The 21,726-nt window shown below is 33.1% G+C and carries 20 protein-coding genes and 1 other RNA gene; 7 read left to right on the plus strand and 14 right to left on the minus strand.

Annotated elements, in window-relative coordinates; all coding sequences use genetic code 11:
* Positions 1–220: 220 nt before the first annotated feature.
* Together kdsB and B0A66_RS21660 are read right to left on the minus strand one after the other, a co-directional pair.
* Positions 221–955, minus strand: a complete 735-nt coding sequence (gene kdsB / locus B0A66_RS21655; RefSeq protein ID WP_089051932.1) for a 3-deoxy-manno-octulosonate cytidylyltransferase — start codon at positions 953–955, stop codon at positions 221–223.
* An 89-nt stretch (positions 956–1,044) separates the two neighbouring features.
* Entirely contained in the window at positions 1,045–2,469 is a 1,425-nt protein-coding gene (locus tag B0A66_RS21660; RefSeq protein WP_089051933.1) for an ATP-dependent DNA helicase, read from the minus strand.
* A 262-nt stretch (positions 2,470–2,731) separates the two neighbouring features.
* Here B0A66_RS21660 and B0A66_RS21665 point away from each other — a divergent pair, with 262 nt between their 5' ends.
* Together B0A66_RS21665 and B0A66_RS21670 are read left to right on the plus strand one after the other, a co-directional pair.
* Positions 2,732–3,553 (plus strand): DUF3822 family protein, encoded by an 822-nt coding sequence (locus tag B0A66_RS21665; protein WP_089051934.1) that lies wholly within the window; start codon positions 2,732–2,734, stop codon positions 3,551–3,553.
* A complete protein-coding gene (locus B0A66_RS21670) occupies positions 3,550–4,155 on the plus strand; it encodes an RsmD family RNA methyltransferase (RefSeq protein WP_089051935.1) in 606 nt (201 codons plus the stop codon). The genes B0A66_RS21665 and B0A66_RS21670 overlap by 4 nt, the downstream gene beginning before the upstream one ends.
* Positions 4,156–4,203: 48 nt before the next feature.
* On the opposite strand, the gene B0A66_RS21675 is transcribed toward B0A66_RS21670, so the two are convergent.
* Entirely contained in the window at positions 4,204–6,315 is a 2,112-nt protein-coding gene (locus tag B0A66_RS21675) for an outer membrane beta-barrel family protein (protein WP_089051936.1), read from the minus strand.
* A 137-nt stretch (positions 6,316–6,452) separates the two neighbouring features.
* On the opposite strand from B0A66_RS21675, the gene B0A66_RS21680 reads away from it, so the two are divergent.
* The 3 genes from B0A66_RS21680 to B0A66_RS21690 all read left to right on the plus strand — a co-directional run bounded on the left by B0A66_RS21680 (position 6,453) and on the right by B0A66_RS21690 (position 8,972).
* Entirely contained in the window at positions 6,453–7,811 is a 1,359-nt protein-coding gene (locus B0A66_RS21680; protein WP_089051937.1) for a sensor histidine kinase, read from the plus strand.
* A gap of 9 nt (positions 7,812–7,820) precedes the next feature.
* Positions 7,821–8,513 carry a response regulator transcription factor gene (locus B0A66_RS21685; RefSeq protein ID WP_089051938.1) on the plus strand — a complete coding sequence of 231 codons (693 nt, stop codon included), beginning with the start codon at positions 7,821–7,823 and terminating at the stop codon, positions 8,511–8,513.
* 264 nt (positions 8,514–8,777) lie between these two features.
* A complete protein-coding gene (locus B0A66_RS21690) occupies positions 8,778–8,972 on the plus strand; it encodes a hypothetical protein (protein ID WP_089051939.1) in 195 nt (64 codons plus the stop codon).
* A 2-nt stretch (positions 8,973–8,974) separates the two neighbouring features.
* Here B0A66_RS21690 and B0A66_RS21695 read toward each other — a convergent pair whose 3' ends face one another.
* The 3 genes from B0A66_RS21695 to rnpB all read right to left on the minus strand — a co-directional run bounded on the left by B0A66_RS21695 (position 8,975) and on the right by rnpB (position 11,555).
* Positions 8,975–9,898, minus strand: coding sequence for a ketopantoate reductase family protein (locus B0A66_RS21695; protein WP_089051940.1), 924 nt, complete (start codon positions 9,896–9,898; stop codon positions 8,975–8,977).
* Between the two features lie 60 nt (positions 9,899–9,958).
* Complete coding sequence (locus B0A66_RS21700) at positions 9,959–11,209, minus strand: cation:dicarboxylate symporter family transporter (protein ID WP_089051941.1); 1,251 nt, start codon at positions 11,207–11,209, stop codon at positions 9,959–9,961.
* A 28-nt stretch (positions 11,210–11,237) separates the two neighbouring features.
* Positions 11,238–11,555, minus strand: an RNA gene (gene rnpB / locus B0A66_RS21705) — RNase P RNA component class A.
* 123 nt (positions 11,556–11,678) lie between these two features.
* Here rnpB and B0A66_RS21710 point away from each other — a divergent pair.
* Positions 11,679–11,972 carry a hypothetical protein gene (locus B0A66_RS21710; protein ID WP_089051950.1) on the plus strand — a complete coding sequence of 98 codons (294 nt, stop codon included), beginning with the start codon at positions 11,679–11,681 and terminating at the stop codon, positions 11,970–11,972.
* 197 nt (positions 11,973–12,169) lie between these two features.
* On the opposite strand, the gene B0A66_RS21715 is transcribed toward B0A66_RS21710, so the two are convergent.
* Positions 12,170–12,577, minus strand: coding sequence for a helix-turn-helix domain-containing protein (locus B0A66_RS21715; protein WP_089051942.1), 408 nt, complete (start codon positions 12,575–12,577; stop codon positions 12,170–12,172).
* Positions 12,578–12,934: 357 nt separating this feature from the next.
* Between B0A66_RS21715 and B0A66_RS21720 the strand changes: the two genes are divergently transcribed.
* Positions 12,935–13,636 carry a S24 family peptidase gene (locus B0A66_RS21720; protein ID WP_089051943.1) on the plus strand — a complete coding sequence of 234 codons (702 nt, stop codon included), beginning with the start codon at positions 12,935–12,937 and terminating at the stop codon, positions 13,634–13,636.
* 172 nt (positions 13,637–13,808) lie between these two features.
* On the opposite strand, the gene B0A66_RS21725 is transcribed toward B0A66_RS21720, so the two are convergent.
* The 7 genes from B0A66_RS21725 to B0A66_RS21755 all read right to left on the minus strand — a co-directional run.
* On the minus strand, positions 13,809–14,825 hold the full coding sequence (locus B0A66_RS21725) for a type I restriction enzyme HsdR N-terminal domain-containing protein (RefSeq protein ID WP_089051944.1): 1,017 nt from the start codon (positions 14,823–14,825) through the stop codon (positions 13,809–13,811).
* 258 nt (positions 14,826–15,083) lie between these two features.
* On the minus strand, positions 15,084–16,022 hold the full coding sequence (locus B0A66_RS21730; RefSeq protein ID WP_089051945.1) for a hypothetical protein: 939 nt from the start codon (positions 16,020–16,022) through the stop codon (positions 15,084–15,086).
* 132 nt (positions 16,023–16,154) lie between these two features.
* Positions 16,155–17,099, minus strand: a complete 945-nt coding sequence (locus B0A66_RS21735; protein ID WP_089051946.1) for a hypothetical protein — start codon at positions 17,097–17,099, stop codon at positions 16,155–16,157.
* A 4-nt stretch (positions 17,100–17,103) separates the two neighbouring features.
* Positions 17,104–19,284, minus strand: a complete 2,181-nt coding sequence (locus B0A66_RS21740; protein ID WP_089051947.1) for a glycoside hydrolase family protein — start codon at positions 19,282–19,284, stop codon at positions 17,104–17,106.
* Positions 19,285–19,296: 12 nt separating this feature from the next.
* Complete coding sequence (locus B0A66_RS21745; RefSeq protein ID WP_089051948.1) at positions 19,297–19,776, minus strand: DUF4280 domain-containing protein; 480 nt, start codon at positions 19,774–19,776, stop codon at positions 19,297–19,299.
* Between the two features lie 12 nt (positions 19,777–19,788).
* Positions 19,789–20,844, minus strand: coding sequence for a hypothetical protein (locus tag B0A66_RS21750; RefSeq protein ID WP_223871308.1), 1,056 nt, complete (start codon positions 20,842–20,844; stop codon positions 19,789–19,791).
* A gap of 3 nt (positions 20,845–20,847) precedes the next feature.
* Positions 20,848–21,726, minus strand: an 879-nt coding sequence (locus tag B0A66_RS21755) for a TssN family type VI secretion system protein (RefSeq protein WP_165766670.1), incomplete at its 5' end; no start/stop codon positions are given.

A 21,726-nucleotide genomic window follows, 5' to 3' on the forward strand; every position in this document is an offset into this window, starting at 1 on the left:
CCTTTTTCAGGACAACTCAATATATAATTTCAAACAAATTAAAATAAAAAATCCGCGCAAAATCCGCGTCTTCACGCTAGTGAATCAGTATCATCCGCGTCAAAATTAAACGCAATACAAAAAACAACCACCAGCAAATTCAAAATAAAATCCGCGCAAAATCAGCGTCTTCACGCTAGTGAATCAGTATCATCCGCGTCAAAAATCAAACGTAATCCAATTATCGAGAAGTCAATATAGCACGAGCCTTTTCTAAATCCTCAGCGGTATCAATTCCGATTCCAACATGTGTAGTTTCAACCATTTTAATACGCTTTCCGAATTCTAAATAACGTAATTGTTCTAATTTTTCAGAAGCTTCTAATGATTTCATTGGCAAGCTGTAAAAATCTAATAAAGCCTGTTTTCTAAACGCATAAATCCCGATGTGCTGAAAATAGCGCACACCAACATCTTTATCTCTAGGATAAGGAATTACAGAGCGCGAGAAGTACAATGCAAATTGTGACTGATCTACTACCACTTTTACATTATTCGGGTTGTTGATTTCTTCTTCGTTTGTGATTTCACGCATTAGCGAAGCCAGATCAACTTTACCTTCCGGATCATTCTTAAAAACAGATAAAACCTGCTCTAGCGGACCAGCTTCGGTAAAAGGTTCGTCGCCTTGTACGTTGACAACAATATCAACATCAAGATTAGCAACAGCTTCTGCAATACGATCACTCCCCGATTCGTGCTCTTTGATGCTCATAATGGCTTTTCCGCCATGAGAAACAATTTCATCATAAATCAAATCAGAGTCCGTAACTACAAATACATCATCAAATAGTTTTGTTGCTACAGATGCTTCGTAGGTTCTTAAAATTACCGTCTTACCTCCCAAATCCTGCATTAGTTTTGCAGGGAAACGTGTTGAAGCATATCGTGCCGGAATTACAGCTATTATTTTCATTTTCTATATTCTTTACGAGAAGTAAACTTTCTAAAAAAAACAGAACGTTCACTATCTTATTACTATTTCTTTATTATCACTTTTAAAGTTTACTCTACAAAACTTTCGTCTTTAAAGCCGATCAAATATAATTTATTTTTGGCACGTGTCATAGCCGTGTACAACCATCTAATATAATCACGATCGATACCGTTTGGTAAATAAGGCTGTTCTATAAAAACAGTATTCCATTGTCCTCCCTGCGATTTATGACACGTAATAGCGTAGGAGAATTTAACCTGTAATCCGTTGAAATATTCATTCTCTTTTACTTTCTGAAACTTCTTGTATTTGGTACTTTCATTTTCGTAATCCTTCATCACTTCTTCATACAATCGATTCGATTCTTCATACGTCAACGATGGTGATTCACTTTTGATGGTATCCAACAACAAAACGGTTTCAAAAGGTTTTTGGTCCGGATAATCGACCATTCTGATTTTTACTCTCGCAAAATTAAACCCGTATAATTCTTTGATTCCAAAAAGCTCTAAAACTTCGATAATATCACCATTGGCAATAAATCCTGCTTCGTCAGTTTCTTTTAGCCAGAAGTAATTATTTTTTACTACCATCAAAAAGTCACCCACAGAAAGTTCACTTTCTTTAAACAAAATTCGGGTTCTGATTTGTTCGTTGTATTGATTGGCTCTTTTATTCGAACGTACAATAAATGCGGTGTCTTCGATACTATAATTACTGTATGCTGTGTTTATAGCATCCTGAATATCATAGCCATCTGTTAAACGAACGATATCTTTGAACTTTTTCACATTAAATTTAAATTCTGTAATAAAACTTTCTTTCAGCAATTCACGTAATTCGGTCGCGTTAAACAAAATCCCGGAACTTTCTTCCTGACGCATTACTTCGTCCAGTTCGATATGTTCTATTTCTTTGTCATAATGCGCACCCAAAGTATGCGTATCTAGTGCAGGACTAATATCTAAATTTACCGGAGGCAACTGAGCGGTATCTCCTAACAGAATCATTTTGCAATTGGTTCCGGAATACACATACGCGATCAAATCATCGAGTAGTGATCCGTTATCATACAATTTTGAATCTGAAGTACTGTCGGAAATCATCGAAGCCTCGTCGACGATAAAAATAGTGTTTTTATGTTTGTTGAGCTGTTTAGTAAAAGCTACGCCTCCACCAGCAGATTTTTTAGGGAAATATATTTTTTTATGAATGGTAAACGCCGGCGTATTCGAATAATTGGCAATTACTTTTGCTGCACGTCCTGTTGGGGCAAGCAGCACAAACTTTTTATTGATCTCTCCTAAATTATTAACGATTGTAGAAATCACCGTTGTTTTTCCCGTTCCTGCATATCCTTTCAGCACAAAAATGGTATCGTTAGCTGGTTCGGTTAAAAAAATTGCGATCTTCTGAAAAAAAATGTCCTGTTTGTATGTGGGTGCAAAAGGGAACTTTCTTCCTAAAACGCCATAAAAAAGTGCTGAATTCATAAGGTAAAATTGAGATACAAAGTACGGGCTTTTTACTGGTAATTTCAATGGAATGTGGAATACAATTTAAAATTAGAATGAAGCAAAAATTACATCGAATCAAAACTAAAAATAGCTTATAGTCTTAATTTTACTGCTGTTGCTGATTTTTGTACCTGATCGTGTTATTTGCTATTATTGTTGCTTTTTAATTTGTAAGTTTGTGTTCCGAATTAAATTCGGTACTGATTCAAATTTCAGCTACTGAATTGTAAATCAAATTATGTCAATACATCCTACTAATATTACATCAAAAAAATATAAAAAACTGTCTATTCAGGTTTCTCTGAGCGGATTTTCCTTTTGTTGTTTTGATACGCTGAATAATACGATTACTTCGTTCAACGAGGTTCAATTTAACACCTTGCAGCAAGCAGCTACCATTGAAGAATTGTACACTGACTCTTTTAAAAAGTATTTTGAACTAAAAGATTCTTACGATGAAATCATGGTGATTCACAGTAATAACCTTTCGACTTTTGTGCCTGCTGCCCTTTTTGATGAAGATTATATGGGAAGCTACCTGCAATACAATACAAAGGTTTTTGAAACTGATTTTTTTACCTACGATAAAATTTCAAATTACGAAATGAATTCTGTTTACATTCCGTATGTAAACATCAATAATTTCCTGATCGACCAGATTGGATCCTTTGATTATAAACATGCGAATAGTATTTTGATCGAAAAAGTACTGGAAGGTTCTAAAAATAACGATGACAAAAAAATGGTCGTTAATTTTACACCGGAACATTTTGAAATTATTATAGTGCAGAATCAAAAGTTATTGTTATTCAATTCTTTTGAATATCAAGCGCCAGAAGATTTCATCTATTATATTTTATTTACGGCAGAACAACTGGGTTTAAATCCGGAAAGTTTTCAGCTTGAATTGTTAGGTACCATTACCAAAAACGATCCGTTTTACACTATTGCATACAAATACATTCGTAACGTTACTTTTTTAGATGTAAGCGCATTACAACAAAAAAACAGCTTTTCAACTGTTCAGAATCAAAAACACTTTATCTTATTTCAATCATGAGAATTATTTCAGGAAAATACAAAGGACGCCGCATTTTTCCACCCAAAAACCTTCCTGTTAGACCTACGACTGATATGAGTAAAGAAGCATTGTTTAATGTTTTGAATAATCATTTTAGCTTTGATGGCTTAAAGGTTTTAGACTTATTTTCAGGAACGGGCAACATAAGCTACGAATTTGCTTCACGCGGAAGTGCACCTATCACATCAGTAGATGGTGATTTTGGATGTGTAAAATTCATTAAACAAGTGGCATCAGAATATGATTTTGATATCGCTGCTACCAAAAGTGATGTTTATAAATTTCTGGACAATTGCAAAACTTCTTATGATATCATTTTTGCTGATCCGCCTTACGGATTGGATCAGGCTGCTTTTGAAAAAATTGTTTTAACCGTTTTTGAAAGAGAATTGCTTAATGAAGACGGAATGATGATTATTGAACACTCGAAATACACGAAGATGGAACATTTAAGTAATTTTTCGTTTCAAAAAAGTTACGGCGGATCTTTCTTTACTTTTTTTGAACTGAATTCAACAGATGACGACGAAGAACTTCCTGACAACACTTCAAACAAACTTACTGAAGAAGACGAAGGTTAATCCTTTTTAAACATAAAAAATTCCCTTTTTAAAAGGGAATTTTTCATTTTAGCGAATTCTATTTTCACACTCATTTACATTTTTCTCTTTGTACTCGGTATTTTTCACCTTACCAAAAGAGTATTTTATGGCGATAGACACTTCATTAGAATCTACCAGATAACGCGCTTTCGAACTTACATTGTTTACGGCAAACTCTTCTTTGTAACTTGTCGTTTTAAAGATATCATTGCAACTCAGCGTACATTTCCAGTTTTTGATGGTTTTAGACAACGACAAGTCCAGAAGAAATTTTTCGTTTTGCTCAAAAACGCCATCGTTTTGCTTTGTCATTCCCCAACACGATACCCCAAATATAAACTGTCTCGGAAGCCTGAATTCCTGACTTGAGTTGTAATATAAATACGGTGTCGACGCTTGATTGACTACCGACTTGTCTTCTATTTTATTTACCACGAAAACAAATGTATTTGTCGAAGTCCAGATTTTATATGTAAAAGGAAGGGTTAGTTCGACATTAAAACTGGATTCTTTCGCGTAGTTTAAATCTTTTAAGGTTAAAACATTTTGCTGTTCATCAAACGAAAAACTGCTGTAAACAGGATCTTTGTTTACGAAATAACTCAGCTTAATCGATTTGTCATGATATTGAAACGTTGTTGCTATTTCGTTGGTAAATGTCGGACTCAAATTGATATTTCCTCCATATAAAAAATACGGATTAATATAGGTTGCCCGCTGACTTAAAGACGAATAATTTGGACGCTGTATACTTTTTGCGTAGTTAATACTTATACTTTTAACGCTGTCTATAGGAAACGTAAATTGTGCTTTCGGAAAAATATTGGTATACTTTCTGGTCAGTAAAGGTGTCTCTTCAGACGCAAATTGTCCTTTTACATTTGTATTTTCTGCTCTGATTCCGAATGAGAACTCTACTTTTTTAATCGTTCCTGAAAGCTGTGTATATCCTGCCAGATTTGCTTCTTTAAAATCATAGTGTTTAATATCTTCCTGATTGTTTTCATAATAAGAGATACCGAAATCTGACTTTGATTTTGCCTGAGAATACAAACCTCCTACTTCTAATTTCATTTTATTAGAGAACGTTTTTTCAACATCGACTCTTCCAGAAAAAACATCGACATTAAATTGCTGATCGCGATTTTGGCTCCATTCAAATTGAGAATCATTATAATTATTGGCAACCTTAGTTAACAATTGCGAATCGTAATTAGAGTATTGTAAACCAGTAAAAAGCAGCGCATCGATTGCTTTTATCTTTTTAGAGTAATTTAGAAATGAGTTGATAAAATTTCTTTTCTGATTGTTATTCGTCAGGGTCAAAACATTATTTTCGATCTCTTTATTTTTATTATACGTCAAAGTATTAATATCGAAATCTTCCTTACGCAAGTTGTTATTCACGCTAACCGAAATATAATCGTCATCATTTATCTTGTAGAACAAACCTCCTCCGGCAAGATATTGTGTTCTATTCGTAAAAGCTTCTACATTGTAATTCGAAACTATTCCAGATGGCGGAATGGTATAATCAATTCTGTGCGTTTCCCAAGGTTGCAATGCGTTGTAATTAAAGTTCGCTTTCCATTCCAGTTTGTTTTTCTTAAAACTCGAATTAAATCCCAGATAATTATTAAAGTCTTTTTTTCGAGAAGCAACTTCGGTAACGTCCACTTTAAAACTATCTTTTTTACTAAATTTTCTCGTGACCAAAATAACAGATCGTCCTTCGGCTTCGTATTTTGAAGATGGATTCTGAATGATTTCGATTGTTTTAATATCTTCAACTGCCAGCGCATTCAAATCATTCATGCCAACTTTTTGATTGTCGATATAAATCAGCGGAACTCCTCTTCCTACAACTGAAATTTTCTCACGGTCCGGACTTATTTGAACTTTTGGCAATTTTGATAATAAATCTAACGTATTGGGAATTGCACTAAAAATAGAATTGGGCACTTCCAGTTTTATGTTACCATTCACGTTTGTAAATGTTTTTTTGGCAGTCTCAATCACAATTTCCTCCAACTGATTCGAAATACTGTCTTTGGGCTGTTCTACTTGTGCTTTTGCTACAAGCGAAAAACAAAATAAGAGTACTAACAATATAATTTTTAAAGGCAAATAAACTTTCATTAGGTAAGCGGTTTTGGGTTTAGATGCTGCAAAAGTGCTTCTAAAAAAGCGTTGCGCGAGTTAATTGAAGGTTAATGCGCAGTTAATACGCCAATTGAAGGATAAAAGCATTATTTTTGGCTTGAATTTGAGTACCTATGAAACAAAGAATCAATTTATTAATCACGTTTTCGATAATTGGCTTAATCGTCTTATCTGCAGTACAATGCTACTTGGTAAAAACGACTTATGATTATAAAGTAGCGCAGTTTCATACCGAAATCAAAAACGAAATCGCCAATATTTCTAACAATTACAGCGACATCGATTCTACTATCGTTTCTAAAAAAGAAGCGCTTTATATGTCGCTGTCTGAAAACTACATCAAAGGCGAGAAAAACAAATCGCAGATCAAAAAAGCAATTCTCGAAAATGAATTCAGAGCGGAGTTAACGGCAAAAATAGAACGTAAATTCGAGAGAGAATTACCCAATTTTAAAATTGATTTTGCCATTGTCCTAAACAAATTTATTCTGTACAAAAACGAACAGAAAGCAGATACTATTTTTTCAGACAAATCGTTTATCAAAAACAAATTATACGGTAACCTGACTTCTATCAATCATGCCTTTTTAGTTCGCAATTATGTGGGAACGGCAAGCGGAAATTTCCAAAATCAAAACTATAAATTATTGACAGAAGATTCGATGTACATTTCGGTGATCGATTGGGAAATGATTATTCTCAGACGAATGACGATCGTTCTTGCTTTGTCGCTACTTTCTATTATTACGCTTATTACGCTTTTTGTCATCGCCTTAAAAGCATTAATCAAACAGAAAAAAGTAAGTGATGTAAAAACCGATTTCATCAACAATATCACGCACGAACTCAAAACACCGCTGGCAACGCTAGGAATTTCAACTAAAATTCTGGAGCAAAAAAACATTCGTGAAAACGACGAAAACTTCAATGCTATTTTGAATACTATTTCACGTCAGAACAACCGTCTGCAAAACCTCATCGATCAGGTAATGGCAAATTCGCTGGCAGAAAATGAACTTGAATTACAAAAAGAAATCATCAATACCGAAGATTTTTTAAGCACCATTATTGCTGATTTTAAAGTTGGTTATCCTAAGATCAAGCTCGAAACCGATTTTCAAACACAGAAAACTATTTTGGTTTTAGATAAATTCCATTTAACTACTGCCATACTAAATGTGCTGGAAAATGCTGTAAAATACGGTTCCAACAACATCAAAATAAAAACAAAAAATATTCAGAATCAATTTTCTATAAGTATTGAAGACGACGGAATCGGAATCTCTAAAAACAAACAAGCTTTGCTTTTCGAAAAATTTTATCGCGTAGAACAAGGTAACCTGCACAATGCTAAAGGTCTTGGTCTTGGTCTTTATTATGTTGACCAAATTATAAAAGCACATCAAGGCTCTATTGCCGTAATGAGCGAATTGGGCAAAGGCGCCGTATTTACAATTATGTTTAAAGTTTAATTCTGTCCTTTGAAAAAAATACTTTTAGCCGAAGACGATACTGATTTCGCCAATGTTCTGAAACAATATTTAGAATTGTACCAGTACGAAGTAACCTGGGCAGAAAATGGAGAAATAGCTTTGCAGTTATTTCAAAATCAAAGTTTTGATATTTGTGTATTTGATGTTATGATGCCCAAACTCGACGGTTTTTCTCTGGCCGAAAAAATCATCAAAATCAATCCCGAAGTACCTTTTATCTTCCTGACCGCTAAAAAACTAAAAGAAGACAAAATCATTGGTCTAAAATTAGGCGCCGACGATTATATCGTAAAACCCTTTGAAGCCGAAGAACTCATCCTGCGCCTTCAAAACATCTTAAAAAGAAGCCAGCAAACAAAGCTTACCACAACAGCCGAAACCATCGCAATTGGCTTGTATACCTTCGATATGCAACGTCTGACTTTGCAACTAAACAACGACATTCAGCAACTTACCGAAAAAGAAGCCGCATTGTTGCATTACTTCTTCGATCATCAAAATCAATTGCTTAAGAGAGAACAAATCCTAAAAGCGATTTGGGGAAACGACGATTTTTTCTCCGGCAGAAGCATGGACGTATACATTAGTAAAATCAGGAAATACTTTAAACACGATGCATCAATCAGCATCGAAAGCACCCGAAATATTGGCTTAGAATTCAAAATTAGTAAGAAGTCGTAAAGTCGAAAGTCAAAAGTCTGAAAGATTACATACCAAAGAGATTAAAAAAATCTAAAATCTGCAATCTAAAATCTAAAATTCTAAGAAGTCTAACAATCTAAAATCTGCAATCTAAAATCTAAAATTCTAAGAAGTCTAACAATCTAAAAATCTAAAGATCTAAAAGACAATTCCCTGTAAATGATATAATTCTGAAAAGCAATTCTATAACGTGATCTTCCTTCTTACTAAATATATTTGTTAAGAACTTTAAAATTTACGATCATGAACTTAAAAAGATTTTTTGGCGGACTGCTTACGTTCCTCGGAATCATCGGTCTTATATATACTGCAATAATATTTGCGGGCACATCTGGCGAAACAAAAGATATTAAATCGCTTATTATTTACGGTATCCTTGGTATAGTATTTTTTATGTCCGGAATAAGTTTAGTACGTACAACCAAAGACGAATCCTAAAATTACTTCGTCATCAAAGACGAGGCAATCTCTTGGTAAAGCGGAGTCTGCATTCCGTGTTTTGCACCTTCGTTTACCACAAACTGCGTTAGCGAAGCGGCTTCGATATTTCTTCCCGCCAGTAAATCCCTGTGCATAGATGAAGTCGCTTCTTTAGGTGATTTTTCGAGTTTATTTACCGTTTGATCAACAATATCATCAGGCAACTGCAATCCTTTTGCTTTTGCAACACTTTCAATTTCGTGAAGCAGCGCTACATAAATTCTTTTTGATTCAGCATTGTTTAAAATCTGCCCGATATTCTGATCCAGATAAGATGTAGCCGATGCTAATGCTGAGATAAAAATAAATTTCTCCCACACCGTTTCTTCAATAGTATCAACCAAATAACTTTCGATTTTGGCTTTTTCAAAAATAGTCTGTAAGACTTCTAATTTAGTTTTAGCTGCTGTTTTAGAACCAAAAAACAGTTTTTCGTAAAATCCTATTTTCTTAATCGTTCCCGGCAGCATAATCATCGAAACAATATAAACACAGCCTTGCAAAACTTCATTTTGAGGAAATAACTTCTGAATACGTTCCGGTGCATCTACACCATTGTACAATGGAAGAATAATCGTTTTAGCTACAATAGATTCTCTCAGTGCGAGTAAACTCTCTTCGATATCATACGTTTTGGTAGCGCAAATTAAATAATCCAACTCGCCAATTTCTTTAGCATTATTAGATACCAATGCAGGATAAACTGTAGTTTCTGAATTGTCAGTAATTATTTTTAAGCCATTTTCAGCAATTGCCTTCTGTGTTTCGCCACGCGCAATAAAAACAACCTCAATAATATCCGATTTAAAATATGCTTTTGCCAAAAGTCCGCCAAAGTAGCCGCCTACTCCGCCCAATCCTAAAATTCCAATTCTTATTTTCATAGTACTGTTTTTTTGCTGTGAATTATAAAAATAGTCAATAATTAACTTCTTTCGACAACATTATGCTACAACATCAGTATCCAAATTCAGAGTTGTAAAATCACGTTCGCTTTTAGAAATTATAATCGTTGCTACCGTATTACCAATCAGGTTTGTTATGGCGCGCGCCTCGCTCATAAATTTATCAACTCCTAATAAAAAAGCCAAACCTTCAACCGGAATTTTATGTAGTGCTGTCAAAGTCGAAGCCAAAACAATAAAACCGCTTCCTGTTACGCCCGCTGCACCTTTAGACGTAATCATCAAAATACCAATCACAGTCAGAATTTCAAAAAAACTCAAATGCACATCATACAATTGAGCCAAAAATATCACTGACATCGACAAGTAAATCGAAGTACCGTCTAAATTAAAAGAATATCCCGTAGGAATCACCAAACCAACAACCGATTTACTGCAACCCATTTTTTCCAGTTTCACCATAATACTTGGTAAAGCCGCTTCAGAAGACGAAGTACCCAACACCAATAAAAGTTCTTCTTTAATGTATTTAAGGATTGAAACAATATTGATTTTATAATACCTCAAAATACTTCCTAAAATCAAAAACACAAACAAGAACATCGTCAGGTATACACAAACCATCAATTTTCCAAGAGGAACAAGCGTTTCTAAGCCAAATTTACCAATCGTGTACGCCATTCCGCCAAATGCCCCCAAAGGAGCAAGATACATAACATATTTTAATCCGGTAAAAACAACTTTCGAAAACCTTTCCAGAACCAGAATTGTCTGTTCTCTTTTTTGGTAAAAGTTCAGTAAAATTCCGCATACAATTGCTGCCAGTAAAACCTGTAAAGTAAAATTAGACAGAAAAAATTGCAGCCACGAAAAATCCTCCGCAGCATGATCCGTAAACTGACTCGCATCCTGCAAAGTCAATCCTGATTTATCGATGCGTCCTGGTTTCAAAAGATACGCTATTCCAACGCCAATTGCCAAAGCCACTGTTGAAACAACCTCAAAATACGTTAGTGCTTTAATCCCAATTCTTCCCACCTTTTTCAGGTTTCCCATTCCGGAAATTCCCAAGACAATCGTCAGGAAAATTATAGGCCCGATAAAAAGTTTAATCAGACTAATAAAACCGTCACCAATGGTTTTCATTTTCAAACCATTCTCAGGCGAAAAATGTCCGAGCAGCACGCCGGCAATAATCGCAATCAGAACCCAAAAAGTCAGATTGGTTATAATGGTATGAAAAGTACTTTTTTGAGATTTTTTAGCTGGGTTTGGGTTGGTTATATTCATGAAGTAAAGTTAGTATTCACAAATATATAAAAAATGCAGACCTATAAGCCGGATTCTGTCCCTGATAAATCAGAGCCTTATCATTTATCTAGATTCTAAATTACTTTAGAACTCAAGCTACCTACCCTTCAACAACGGACGAGAAGCCCTTAAATGCTGATATACTTGGTATTTCACCGCATAGAGTTTACCTGGTTTCACTACAGCATTACCTGTACATACTTTCTGCTGCACTTGTCCTAATCCCGAAATCGGAACCGACGGGGGTTACCCGCTATGCTTCTCTGTGGTGTCCGGACTTTCCTCCCTCCCAATAAATCAGGACGACGATAAGGCGGTCTGCGGTGCAAAAGTAGCGATTTAAGAACTAAGAACCCAATATTTAAAATTGGCATTTTTATACCGTTTTCCTAATCAATTAATTTTAAATTGGTTATCTTTAAAATTCGTAACTTTTAAATTCATTATCATGACTAAAATGTATCACTACGCAACGGTTTCAAAAGCGCTGGACCAATTACATGAAAAAGGATTTACTTGCGATTTTAATCTGAATTCAGATTTGATCAAAAAAAATCCTGACAAATTTGAAATTGTTCATGTGTATCGATACGAAGGTTTTTCAGACCCGGGCGATGAAGCAGTTGTATACGGAATTAAATCGACGTCAGGCAAAAAAGGCGTGTACGTAGCAGGATTTTCTGCAGACTCTGATCAGGAAACTGCAAAATTTTTATTTGATTTGAGCATAAAAGGAAGATAATTTTCAGGAGCTAAAACCTGCTGTACGCTATATCTTTTATGTCCGCCGCGGCGGACACAAAAGGATGCCGCTTCCATCAGGGCTAGGAAATTTATTTTCACAAGAACATTATGTACTTCAAATCAAAAAACATTCTACAATCTATGTCACTTCTTTAAAGATTTCTATACTGTTTAAAGAAGTGACATAAAATTAGATCATTTATTCTTCAGTACTCTTTCTAAGTATTCCGTTTTAACCTTTTCAGCCTGGATTAAGCGTTCGTATAATTTTTTGATATCGTCAAAAGTATCTAACAATTTTTCGATTGGATTAAACGGGCAAAAACAATGCGTCCCAAAAATATTCCCATCATTGTATTGACTATTAAAGTAGTTCAAAACAGACTCTTCTGTAAAATTCTCCAATGCTTCCGGTGTAACACCAAGGGCTTTAGCAAATTCTGCTACTTTGTCTTTTTCAATTTCTTCGCTTCCCTCAATATTAGAAACGGTTTGCTGGCTAATGCCAATTTGTTCAGCAAGTACTTCTTGCTTCATACCGCGAAGTTCTCTAATGCGGCTTATATTTCTGCCAATGTGTTTTGGTTTTATCCCTCTGCTCATATTCACTTCAAATTCTTATTCTTGCCCTGATTCCGAAACCAAACGGAACTTCAGCCATTATTTTGTTCTGTCTTCTTAATCTTATAAAAATATTCTGCCAGCCAGTGGTTCGCTCAGATTCTTATTCTTTTTTTTAGTAACACTGCGTCGCTATAATAATCAAGATTAATCTTAGCATTTTACCTGCTTGTCTTAAATTCCTTAGCTATTAGGTATTAAAATTCCGGATAGTTTCTTATTTTTATATCTTTGTTTTTTGAACTATCGTTTCTATTATTTGCATTTATCGTCTCTTGCAAATATATAGACAATAGTTTAAAAAAGTAATAAAATTATAAACAATTTTCTATAAATTTGATGAAAGCAATTGAAAGAGTAAAGGAGTACATTGAGCTTAAAGGATTTAACAATAGTTCGTTTGAAAAACACAGTTCACTCTCTAATGGTTATATTGGTACGCAGCTAAAGCGCAATGCTGATATGGGAGAGGGAATCATTATTAAAATACTGGACACTTGTTCAGATATCAATATGAGATGGTTGATGAGAGGCGAAGGCCCAATGTTAAAAGATTCTATTGATAATAAAGAAGTTACATACATCAGTAATGATGTCTTAGATAGGTTTGAGGAACAGTCTGAAGTATACCGAACAACCTCCGGAAAAAACACAATTCCATTAATTCCAATTGAGGCAATGGCAACTTACGGAACAGAAGAAGCCAAATACAATGAATATATCAGTGAAATGTTTACTGTACCAACATTTAAAGATGCAGATTTTCTAATTAAGGTTGCTGACTCTTCTATGCTTCCAAAATACAATATTGGCGACGTAGTAGCGTGTAAGAAATTATCCCGAGAAGAAATTATTTTTCAATGGAATAAAGTTTACGTTTTAGACACATCACAAGGTGCTTTAATCAATAGAATAGACAAAGGAGAAGACGACGATCACGTCATGATCGTAAGTGATAATGAAGAAAACGAAGCTTTTCAGTTGCATAAATCTAAAATAAATGCTATCGCTATCGTAGTAGGATCCATTCATTTGGACTAAAAACACGCTAAACCCGTTATTAAAATACTAAATTAAGACATTTTTTTTAATTTAACTTTATGCCTAACAGCTCACTAAGAGCTGTTAGGCAATATTTTCTTGATCCTTATCCCAACCTATTTTTTTTAAACCTGTTTGGTGTTTAGAAAAAACTTTTGTCTAATTTTAAACATTATTCTAACAAAGCGAGCGTTCTGTTTTGCAACTCAACTCTGTATTTCAAAACATCGTCAACACTGCTTAATAAATATTCATTGTTTTCTATAATTAGTTTTAGCTTAGAATCTGTAAAAACCAATTTGCATATTACTTTTTTAAGATTGTCGTCAACACTAATATTGAAAAAGCTTTTAAAATCTTTGAAGAAAATTCTCTGACTCGGTATCTTTTTATTCTGAATCAATAATGTTCTAATCGTATGATACGCTTGTATTTCAGATTCTGTCGTTACAATTCCACCTGTATTAGAATTTGATTCTGCCAGGACTTTTTTCTCGTACAACGATTTCAACAAAGCCGAATTAATCATTTTGATCATTTTTCCCTGAGTTTCCTCCGTAAACTTGGTCTTGAAATTCATATTGCGATGTATGATTTTCAGTAAGTCTTTTGAAGGCGCAATTAATTCTTTTAATAAACTCGCTTCAAAATCTTCATTAAAAACACATTCCTGAGCTGTTTTTATAATTTCTGCGACTACCACATATCTTTTATCAAACTTAACAAGCGTTTCTAAATCTTTTTCTGAGTAGTTCAACAAATTAAAAACAAAAAAAGGTTTGTTGTCAATTACATTAGGCTGCAAAACATCGGAGTAAAATCGGTATTCGATTCCGTTGGTCAGTACCGCAATTCGCGAATTTCTCGTATTGCTGAAATAACCGTTAAGCTGTCCGGCTTCCTTATCGCTAAGCCTGCTGTTGTACTTTTTGGCTTCGATTAAAATAGTATCTTTTTTATTAATTAAAATAGCATAATCGATCTTCTGACTCACGCGCTCTCCAAAATCAGCATTGTATTCTGGTATCAGATCATTAGAAATGTAATTTAAAAGATGGAAAAAAGGTTCTATTAAAAATTTTCTTGTTTGCGCCTCGTTTGTGCATAATTCTACGGCATCATCAATTTTAAAATTTTCTAAAACCTTCTTCAATTGATTAACGGCTTGTTTAGGAATACTTGTGATCATGTTTTGTGGTTTGTTAGTTAAACGAATTTTAAAACTTAAACTAGACTAAACAAAGGTCTCTCATAAATAGATGATGCATTTACGGAAAACCATATTTAGAGCGATTAAATCATTTATTTCCAAAAGTATCACTTTAACATTATAAGCAAACTAGGTATTTACACCTGATTATTACATCACTAGAAAGCAAAAAAAAAGAGATTAACTTTAATTAAAAAGTTAGACTCTTTTTTTGTCAATCAGAATTTTTACAACTAATTAATATGTTCTCAGTAATCTTCCCATATCATAAACTTCTGTTTTATCAGCAGGTCCATTTGGTGAGTAATACCATTCTCCATCTTTCAATCCATTTACATATTTGCCATTTACCCAACATGACTTATCATACTCCATAATATATTTTCTCTCTTCCCAATCTCCGTTTTTTACGTGATTTTGAACCTTCCCTTTCATATTGTACAAACTAACATAAGACGAATCAAGTCCGTCTTTTGTATAAATAACTTCCTTATCTCCCCATTCTTTACTAATTTCCAAATTGTCTTTTTTGAAATATTCAGAAAAATAATTGTCCCGAATGCAATACTTATTTTTGATAATAAGTGTGGTATCTTTTTTTTCCAGATGTCCAGAAATGTCACCGTTCCTATCATACTCATAATATTCAATTGTAAAAATTGAATTTGTAATAATATTATCCTTTACTTTTGAAGTTCTAATGTATTCTCCCTCATTTACATATTTTTCATACACGATTAACCCATCATCTAAACTGTTGTTTGCCAACAAAATAGCCCTGTAAAGTCTATCATTTTCATAATCAAATGAAATTAAGTAAGATTTGAATTCTTTTTGATTAATATAAAAATCAGCATATTTTTTGATTCCAATTTTAACTCTACCCGTTTTAATTCCATCAAAGTTTGTTATTGGTTTGATATAATCCTTCTCGAAACTTTTATAATACAATTCTATAATTTTTTCCTTATCAATTTCTACATTTCTAATTTTTGTAGAATCAATACGGTTTATGACAGTATCATGGAGATTTAATTTTACAACAGAAATTTTACTTGTATTTATCTTAATAGAATCGGTTGTAGTAGATATTAATGTAATGCCATTATTTTCTTTTTTACAAGAAATAATGACTACAACTAGAATAAAAATAATTGTAATTTTTAAATGCTTCATTAGATGTTTTTCAAAAGATTGGTGAAAAGGTTCTTAAATAATAGTGACCCGAATTTACCATTCTTTTTTACAATTATCATCTAATTCATAATTCATGAACAACATTTATTGTGTTTGAATTATGATTTCATCTTAATTAAGAGTACCATCTTCGTTTATTTTAAACTCCTTAATATTATGAGATTGAATCTTATTATCAATAAATACTTTTGTAGTAACATGTATAATCCCATTTTCATCAATTGAAAAATTAGTTCGCTCAACATTACCCATAGTTTCGGGTTCAAATAGTTCCCCCTCAACATATAAGTTAGAAATTACTTTGTTGTTTTTTATTGCTAGTAAATAGAATCTATATGGTGAATCTCCACAATCCATTGGAATCAATATAAGATTCACATTATTTATTTTGGGTAAAAGAATATATCTTATTGTTTCATTCCCACATAAAAATTTTTCAATACCGATAGGCCGACATTTTAGAATTTTATATGTGATATTTTCAATTACGTGTGTCTTATTATAGGGTAACAAAAAGTTTATCTCATCTATACAAGATTCCAAAATTACCTTATTTTCCTCTACTTTTTTGAAACACATTATGCAACCTTCTTTTTCGAAAAACACATAGTTGTCTATAAAAAAAGCATCTTGAAAATACTTATCTAACTCTGAATTTTTATCATAAACTCTTTTATTCCTAATTGTTTTAATTATTTTTGGAATATCTATATTGAATTCTTGCTTTAATATTTTCTTATATGTTTCATATAAATATTTGTATTTAAAATAATCTTCTGATTTTATACTACTAGTGTAAACATCGTCCGTGTACTTATTATTTATAAAAACAGAATCGTTATCAATATCAAATTTTAGTGAGTTATAATTATAATCATCACATAAATAGCTATTCGGAGACAATGAAACTGTTTTAAAAAACAACCAATTATTTCGCTCGTTTGTTGCCAAATCTTCTTTTAAGATTTTAGTCTGATCATTTCCTTTTCCAAAATTGGAATTTGATTGTTTACAATTAATAAACAATAGAGCCATAAAAAAGTATATTATTTTCATAATTTTAATGTGTTGAATTATAGTTATTATTTTTAAACATATCTATCTCGGCTTTTCTTCTTTTAACTAAACCAGATAACCCTCCATTTGTTACATCTGAAAATTCATCAGCTCCACCAGAATAATCTGAATTATTAATTTTAATTTTAATTTTAGTTTCTCCATCATTGATTCCTCCTTCATTTAAGAAATTAGCTCCTGCATTAAAAACTAAACTTACTAAAGCATCAAATTCATATTGATGAAGATTTACTGTGATATCTCTCTTTATAGCATTTTCAAATTCTACAAGTCTAAAATTAAATAACTCTAAAGCTCTTTCTTTTGAAATACCATCTTTAAATTCTTGAGGTTCTGAACCATTACATGGCCCTCTATGCACTAGATGACCATAACCAATTGTACAATGATGACCATTAGCATCATCGTTGTATAAATTAGATTTAAAACTTTCCCAGTTTTTAATGAAATCTATCCCTCTAGATGATGTTGTTAATGAACTAGGGTGAACTCTTCCGTCCATAGAATTATCTACATTTGCAATCAATCCCGTACATAAGCAAGTATTCGAAAATTGCAACTCTTTTGCAAGCTGTACAATTTGTTTACCATCCAAATCTTTATTATTAGTAATGAAATAATCTTCCGTCAGATATTTTTGAGAAAATTCTCTAACATCCAGATGAACCCATGTACTAGCCCAAGATTCTAAGTAAAAAATATCTTTTCCACTATTCCAATCTTGCTTTGCACCAAGGTATTTCATAAAAATATTTTTTCTTATTTCATTCATATTTCTAATATTACTCGCTCGCATATTTGTATCCAAAAAATTGTAATGAATATCTAAAGCTTTACCACAATGATTAGTCGTATGATCTCTTCTGTAAATATAATGATCATGACATCTGTAACCAGATTCAATATGTTTTGTCTTATAATTTAGTTGCTTATCTTTATTTATGTAAAAAACAGAAGCCCGATAAGCACAAACTAAACTTCTATGTATTCCAGGATATTCATACTTTCTATACGCTTCTAAAATAGAGCTATTCTGATATTGATCATGACTTCTTCCTTTTCCATAACCATTACAAGTTCCACATTGGCATTTTATCTCATCAAAATTTATTGGATATTTTCTTTGAAACTCATCAATAGCATTTAAAACATTTCCACAAATTTTCCCCGTTTCGGGAACTTTCATATAATCTCGCTGAAATTGCTTAATCATTCTTTCTGTTCTCTCTGTAAATTCATCGGTAGGTACATTACCTCCAAATCCCGCCAAACGAATATTTATTTCTCTAATTAATTCATTTTTATCCCCCTTCTTAATGCAATATTTTCCACCACAATTATCTTCCTTAAACGGCCACCAACTTTGGCTATTACTTAAATCTACCATCATTTTACTGTTGATTACTTCCATAACCGGCTTGGTTGCAATCTCATTTTTTACGATAAGTTTTTTCTCCACATAGTCAGGATTGGCAACGTGAGTATCTAAAGTTGCTTTTCGCGATTCCTCCTTTCCTAAAATTTCGGCTGTTACATAATATTCATGATACTTTCCTTCGTCTGATTCTCCTTTATCAACTTTACTATTCGCTAAATTCACATGCATTGGGTTCAAATAAAATTTGACATCTGCGAAACCACGCCTTACAAACTTTTTTTGAGTGTCTATTTTAAGATTGGTTGTCTTCAATTTTTGCTTATCGCCATCATTTTCCCACAAGGTCACTACAATAGGGAGCAACTCCATACCTACACAATGGACACGGGCAATAATCGAATCTCCGTATGCAAATTTTCTGGTTGGTATTTTTTTCAGCACATTAAGAAGCTCGATCGATGTAATTTTTGGATTAGATGTAGGTTGTGGCTTAATGTGAATCAAAGTTTCTTTTCCATAAGCCTCAACGATCATAGCTACATCTTTTGCTTTTGAACTAATTTCTGAAAATTTATATGTTACGCTTTGTCCTTTTTTTTCTTTTACATTTGCTAGTCGCCATACCTTAGCATCTTTTACATAAATATTCCATTTTATCTCTGAATCAGGCTGCTCAGGAACAATCGTTACAGGTTTTGTGTCAAAAGCCTCTTTAACCTTTTCTACAGTATATTTTTCAGAAACTCCCACTTCGGGAGTTAAGTTTCCAACTATTTTTATTTTCATTTCATTATTAGTTTAAGAACAGAATGTATTTTCATCTTGTAATTTATTCAATGAAAGTGGGCAAATTTGTTGCATTAATTCCCTATCTTCATTATCAAATTGTTGCTGACTCAATTCTGCGATTTGCCCGTGTTTGGTAATCTCGATACAATCTGGTCCTCCTATTGGACAAGTTGCTTTACTGTTTTCAATAAGCATTTTACCTTGATTACTCAGCGTTACTTTTTCATAAAAGCCCGTCCATTGCTGTATCATCGCCTGACAAGGTTTAAAGCTGTTGCCAAGGGGCTGCATCTTGCAATTGCCAAAGGTGTTTTTTTCTAAAGTTTGCCCAATTTCTTTGGTCGTGGCAATTAGTTTTTTATCAGAATCTTTGTCGTTGGCATAATGCTTACTTTGTGATTTTACTTTTAGGGTATCTGTTGCTTGCGGATCTTCGCTAAATTGGCATTTTAAGGTTGCTCCATGAACCACTATGTGCTTTTTACTCATAACTTGTTAAATTTAATCTTGAACCAAAAGTGATACTCCTGTAGGTACAAAGATTTTTTGGGGATTTAAATTCTTTACTTCAATTTTTATTTTCTCATTCATATTGATAAAATCACACTCTACCACAAAATGTTCTATGCTGTAATTATTAGGATTTAAAAAATAAGCTGCATCATAACTTCCGTTGATACACTGATTTTCTAATGTTCCTTTTTGGGTAACTTCAATAAGATTTAAATCATTAAGGCAAGGACTTACTTTTTGCGTAATAAGAAACTTTTGATCCTCAGCATCGGCTAAAAAAGGAAAATAAAGACTCTTATTCGTTTCTAATTCCGAAGTGTATTTCTCATGAATTCCGTTAAAGTAGGCTCTCAAAAACCAATTTCCGGATACATATTTTAATAGTACATCATCATCTTGCATTATGGATTCAATGTTTTCAGTGATATTATCATAAAATTTACCTTGATAAGCTTCCTTAATTTTTTCTTTTCTCTCTTCCCAACGCGCTTTTATCTTGTAGTAACTATTAAGATCAACCCATTTACCTCTACTGTTCACCACAATACGAAGTGGAAATACAAGTTGATCGAGTAACTGAGCCATTTGATATATTTCTTTCTGTGCTACTTTTTCGTCAATCAACAAGGGTGAAATTTTATTGATCTGAATAAAATGATAATCTGTTTGGTTCGTTTGAGGTTGTAGTCTAGTGAGTTTGTAGTACTGACGTAGTGTTTTTTTCTCTCCTTCTTTTTCAATAGTATATTTAACAGAATATTCCGTATAAAGCTCATGAGGACAAAAAGGCAAAACATATTCACTGCCGACAAAACGTACCGATTTTTGTTTTTTGTTTTTTAACAATGCTTCTTTTTCCTTTTCATTCGGTATAATTATAAACTTCAAATGTTGTGGAAGTCTGCTGCCAATACAATTTTCAAGCTCACTTCGCGTATTGTGATAACGTTTAAGCTCGAAAACTTCTATATTCAGTTTTCGAGCTATACTATCTAAAGTATCATCTTGCTGAATTTCATATAGGATATGATTTGAATTGCTCATTTTCTAATTTATTTTACTTTTTATTTCATCATTTTTAATATGATTTATTTCATTTTTCTCTGCTGTTTCATTCATCATTTCAGCATCATAGATTACGCCATCAGACTTGATGAATTTTTGAGGTTCTACTATTTTCGTTTTACTTCTGCGCTCGCAAATAATCACAGAATTTTCAGTAATCGGGTTTGCTCCTATGTGCTCATCAGGTATAATGTGTTGCTCTTTACGGTGCCAATTGTTTTGTAGAAAAAAGACCCAAGTATAATTTTCTCCGTTAGATTCAATTAATTCGATCTTATTTTCAGGATTGTGCTCGTTGAATCCTTCTAAAGTGAGCATGAACAGGCGTCCAAATTCAACTCTGACAGGTGCAATAGCTCGCATAGAAGTGGGTTTCTGATCGTAATACCCTTTTTTTATTAAAAAAGTAATGAGCAACACGTCTTTTATTTCTTCTTCAGTAACATCATCATATTTTGCTTTTGGCGTCCAGGTAGCGTATTCGGGCGGCGGAATGAGCATCATAAGGTTAAATGAAATGTTGATTCCTGTTGGACACAAGAACAATACAAAATGGATGCACATGAGATAGGTAAAGAATATTCCGTTGAGTGTCGTGTATATGATGATAAACGGCACACTTGAATACAGAATAACCAACGCACCAAAGAGTACTTCTACAGCAATGCTGGTGGTACCAAATTGCTTAAAACCTTTTTGATACAGCCAACAATGCAGTATTCCCATGAGAAAGGAAACTACCTCGTAGAAGAGAAATTCATCTGAAACCTCGGAAAATAATTTGTTATGCCCAAAGAAGACTAACAGGGCATAAAAAAGCACAAACGATAAAATGTACGGATAAAATACCTTTTTGTAGCT

This window comes from Flavobacterium hercynium (genome assembly GCF_002217285.1).
Classification (GTDB): domain Bacteria; phylum Bacteroidota; class Bacteroidia; order Flavobacteriales; family Flavobacteriaceae; genus Flavobacterium; species Flavobacterium hercynium.

Coding starts and splice junctions, on each gene's coding strand:
- B0A66_RS21660 (WP_089051933.1), bottom strand. CDS start 2,469: ATGAATTCAGCACTTTTTTATGGCGTTTTAGGAAGAAAGTTCCCTTTT.
- B0A66_RS21695 (WP_089051940.1), bottom strand. CDS start 9,898: ATGAAAATAAGAATTGGAATTTTAGGATTGGGCGGAGTAGGCGGCTAC.
- B0A66_RS21680 (WP_089051937.1), top strand. CDS start 6,453: ATGAAACAAAGAATCAATTTATTAATCACGTTTTCGATAATTGGCTTA.
- B0A66_RS21730 (WP_089051945.1), bottom strand. CDS start 16,022: ATGAAGCATTTAAAAATTACAATTATTTTTATTCTAGTTGTAGTCATT.
- B0A66_RS21745 (WP_089051948.1), bottom strand. CDS start 19,776: ATGAGTAAAAAGCACATAGTGGTTCATGGAGCAACCTTAAAATGCCAA.
- B0A66_RS21710 (WP_089051950.1), top strand. CDS start 11,679: ATGACTAAAATGTATCACTACGCAACGGTTTCAAAAGCGCTGGACCAA.
- B0A66_RS21725 (WP_089051944.1), bottom strand. CDS start 14,825: ATGATCACAAGTATTCCTAAACAAGCCGTTAATCAATTGAAGAAGGTT.
- B0A66_RS21670 (WP_089051935.1), top strand. CDS start 3,550: ATGAGAATTATTTCAGGAAAATACAAAGGACGCCGCATTTTTCCACCC.
- B0A66_RS21700 (WP_089051941.1), bottom strand. CDS start 11,209: ATGAATATAACCAACCCAAACCCAGCTAAAAAATCTCAAAAAAGTACT.
- B0A66_RS21690 (WP_089051939.1), top strand. CDS start 8,778: ATGAACTTAAAAAGATTTTTTGGCGGACTGCTTACGTTCCTCGGAATC.
- B0A66_RS21740 (WP_089051947.1), bottom strand. CDS start 19,284: ATGAAAATAAAAATAGTTGGAAACTTAACTCCCGAAGTGGGAGTTTCT.
- B0A66_RS21735 (WP_089051946.1), bottom strand. CDS start 17,099: ATGAAAATAATATACTTTTTTATGGCTCTATTGTTTATTAATTGTAAA.
- B0A66_RS21715 (WP_089051942.1), bottom strand. CDS start 12,577: ATGAGCAGAGGGATAAAACCAAAACACATTGGCAGAAATATAAGCCGC.
- B0A66_RS21720 (WP_089051943.1), top strand. CDS start 12,935: ATGAAAGCAATTGAAAGAGTAAAGGAGTACATTGAGCTTAAAGGATTT.
- B0A66_RS21750 (WP_223871308.1), bottom strand. CDS start 20,844: ATGAGCAATTCAAATCATATCCTATATGAAATTCAGCAAGATGATACT.
- B0A66_RS21665 (WP_089051934.1), top strand. CDS start 2,732: ATGTCAATACATCCTACTAATATTACATCAAAAAAATATAAAAAACTG.
- B0A66_RS21675 (WP_089051936.1), bottom strand. CDS start 6,315: ATGAAAGTTTATTTGCCTTTAAAAATTATATTGTTAGTACTCTTATTT.
- kdsB (WP_089051932.1), bottom strand. CDS start 955: ATGAAAATAATAGCTGTAATTCCGGCACGATATGCTTCAACACGTTTC.